The 598-nt window shown below is 58.7% G+C and carries 1 protein-coding gene; it reads right to left on the bottom strand.

All coding sequences use genetic code 11. The features are described 5' to 3' along the window. Nucleotides 1–538 (bottom strand): nuclease/transposase family protein (locus tag KNP74_RS14855; protein WP_483297769.1); only part of this gene is annotated, 538 nt, incomplete at its 3' end. Nucleotides 539–598: the final 60 nt, after the last annotated feature.

A 598-nucleotide genomic window follows, 5' to 3' on the forward strand; every position in this document is an offset into this window, starting at 1 on the left:
GGACTTTCAGGCCGAGGTCCACCCCGAGCACGTTGGTGCCCGTCTTCTCCGTCGTGCGGATCGTGACGGCGATCTGGGCGATCCATTTGGTCGACTTCTTCGTGATGCGGAGCGTCCCGAGCTTGTTGGCGAGGAGCGTGGCGTTCCGGTTGTCCGGGTCGACCATGTCGGCGCGGATGGCCGTCTTCTTCACCTTCCCGTCGATGATGATCGGGAGGGAGACCGACTCGAAGTCGAACGAGTAGTTCTGGTTGTTCCAGGTGCAGTACGGTTTCTTCAAGACGGGGATGACCTGGAAGTCCTTCTTCTTCGCCCTCTTGAAGATGCTCTTCGCGTCCTGGATGGCCTGGTTCTTGACGGCGCTCGGCAGGTCCGCCGTGACATGTTTGCTCGTCAGATTCAAGCTCTCTCGGGCCTGCACCATGGCCGCGACGAGCTGGTTCGCCGTGCGGATGTAGGTGTCCATCATCCGCTCCAAGATTGATCGTTGCGCTTTCGTCGGATGGAGCTTGATGTTCACGGTCAATGTCTGCGACACGGTCTCATCCCCTTGTCTTTTGTTCCTCGACATAACGTTTGATGGTCTCGCTGGAGACGT

This window comes from Exiguobacterium sp. s141, assembly GCF_018618085.1.
Lineage (GTDB): Bacteria > Bacillota > Bacilli > Exiguobacteriales > Exiguobacteriaceae > Exiguobacterium > Exiguobacterium mexicanum_A.